This is a genomic window from Bacteroidia bacterium (assembly GCA_016218155.1).
Taxonomy (GTDB): domain Bacteria; phylum Bacteroidota; class Bacteroidia; order Bacteroidales; family GWA2-32-17; genus GWA2-32-17.
The window spans coordinates 1-2,670 of the sequence record JACREQ010000004.1 but is presented as its reverse complement, the minus strand read 5'-3'; the positions used below and the strand labels follow the sequence as shown (position 1 = coordinate 2,670).

Sequence of the window (2,670 nt, the reverse complement as noted above, 5' to 3'; positions counted from 1 at the left end):
TTTAGAAAATTAAGTTGTTTGAAAACTACAAGTGTACACACTATCATTGCAATAGATATGGCAAATTGGATTACTACCAATATCTTACGAAACATATTACCCGCATTGCCCTGTGTTATCTCACCTTTAAAAACGGTTACGGGGCTAAACCTCGAAAGGTAGAAGGCTGGGTAACTTCCTCCAAATATTCCTACGGCAATAATAATTGCAATTAAACTTAGCAGTATAGTTGGGTTTAATAGAATGGTTATGTCGAATGACTTACCTGCCAGTAGATTAAACTTGGGCAGTAGCAGTGCTAGAGCAATAAAACTTAATATTAATGATATAATTGTAAATAAGGTTGATTCTGATAGGAATTGGAATATTAACATGCTTCGGCGAGAACCTACAACTTTTCTGAGTCCTACTTCACGTGCTCTTTTTGATGATCGAGCAGTGGCAAGGTTCATGTAGTTCATCGCTGCAATTAGTATTAGAAACAGGGCAACAATAGAAAAAATGTAAACATAGGTAATACTTCCTGTTGGTTCTGGTTCTCCTGCATTTGTTGAGTATAAATGTATTCTTGTAATTGGTTCAAGTTTATATTCAATCTTAATATTTATCTTTTCAAATATTGGTGCCATGTACTTGGGGTACATCCCTTGTATTTTGGTTTCAAAAGCCTTAACATTAAAGTGTTCTGGGAAAAGTAAATAGGTAAATACCCCAAAGTTCCCCCAACTTCCTATCTCTTTTGGGAGGTTTTTCCTTGAGGCCAGTGCATTAAACCGAAAATGTGAATTGGTTGGGACATCCTTAATTACACCTGCTACTTCGTAAGACTTGTCCCCAGCAATAAGGCTTTTACCTATTGGATCTGTTTTGCCAAAATATTTATTTGCAATTTTCTCAGTAAGAACTATTTTATTTGGTTCAAGAAGTGCAGCCTTGGGGTTTCCTTTTATGGTTTTATAAGTGAAAATATCGAATATTGTTGAATCAACATAAAAAAAGTTTTCCTCGTAGAATTCCTTGTCATTATACTTAAAAAGTAATCTGGGGAAATTTATGAATCTTACAAAAGATTGAACCTCTGGGTAATCCTGCACAACTTGAGAACCAAAAGGTATTTGAGCAACATTCCAAGTAAATTGATCGTCGGGTTCGGTGATGTGCGATGATACTCTATAGATTCTATCAGCCTTTTCGTTGTACCTGTCATAGCTAATCTCATCTGCAACATAAATAATAAGGAACAATGCGCTTGTAATGCCAATGGTTAACCCAAGAATATTGAGGCTGCTATAGCCAAAATCCTTGTATAGATTACGAAAGGCGGTCTTAATTAAATTTTTAATCATAGTTTTATGTCTTTAAAATTTAATAATTTATAAAAATATGGAATATTGATAATAGAAAAAAGAATATCTATAAGCTTTAACAAAACATTAACGCAATGTGTAATAATTATTTATTGATATATACAATATATAATAGGAAAAAGTATGCCCTTATTTTGGGACATTTACTTTTTGCTCAAGTTCTATTTAAATTAAGAATTTTAAAGAAGTCTAATGCCTTTATCTTCAATAGATATAACTCTGAATTTGTAAAGAGATCCAATGGCTTTCTTGAATGTTTTTTTACTTACTCCAAATAAATTGTAGATGGTATCAGGATCGCTTTTATCTGTAATTGCAATGAACCCTTTGTGTTCCTTAAGAACATCAACAATTCTCATAGATATATTATCAACCTTTTGGTATCCAGGTTTTTGTAGGATAAGGTCGATTTTTTCATCCTCTCGAATTTTTTTGATATAACCTTTAATCCTATCACCTTTCTTTAAGGGTTGAAAAACCTCATTTTTATAGAGAACGCCTAAATGTTTATTGTTAATAATTGCATTGAAGCCTAAATCGGTTTCACCTGAAATAAGCAGATCAACCTCTTCGCCTGCATCATATTCTGGTGGAAGATTATCGAGGAATTTTTCAATCTTGGCGGATGCAACCAATCGCTTTGAATCGTAATCGAGGTAAACGGTCACAACATACCATTTTCCCTCCTCCATTTTTTGTTTTTGCTCACGGAAAGGAACGAATAGGTCTTTCATTAAACCCCAATCCAGAAATGCTCCCATTGAAGTAATTGCAACAGCTTTAAGGCATGCAAACTCACCAACCATAATATGTGGAGTTTCGGTGGTTGCAATAACTCTATCCTCAGAGTCGAGGTAGATAAACACTTCAAGAATATCCTCAGGTTTGGCATTTTCAGGCACGTATCTTTTGGGCAAAAGAATTTCACCATGCTCACCGCCATCGAGGTAAAGTCCAAAATCAACCTCTTTTACAACCCTCAAACTGTTTAGTTTTCCTATCTCAGCCATGCTTATCGTTCTATTTATTTTGAAGATGTAAATGTATGATAATATTTTCGTTTGATAATTCGAAAATTGCTTATCAAAAGCGAAATAGCAATTATTTAAAGGAATATTGTCCTAATTAATTTGCGATTTGAATTGTTAAATTGAAGCTGTAACTATTCGATTACTGTTTTTATTCATAACTTAGTGATTTAATATTTAAACACTTAAATATATGAATAGCCCTATCAAACAGTTAATACCTGCATTATCAATACTATTTTTTTTAGCTATTAGTACTTCAGGTGAATGTTCTA

At 33.3% G+C, this 2,670-nt stretch carries 2 protein-coding genes; both read right to left on the bottom strand.

Going from position 1 to position 2,670, the window contains the following annotated elements; genetic code table 11:
• The coding region (locus HY951_00410) for an ABC transporter permease (protein MBI5538494.1) at positions 1-1,346 on the bottom strand (1,346 nt) is incomplete at its 3' end.
• A 200-nt stretch (positions 1,347-1,546) separates the two neighbouring features.
• Positions 1,547-2,377 carry a GntR family transcriptional regulator gene (locus tag HY951_00405; protein ID MBI5538493.1) on the bottom strand — a complete coding sequence of 277 codons (831 nt, stop codon included), beginning with the start codon at positions 2,375-2,377 and terminating at the stop codon, positions 1,547-1,549.
• Between the last annotated feature and the right edge of the window lie 293 nt (positions 2,378-2,670).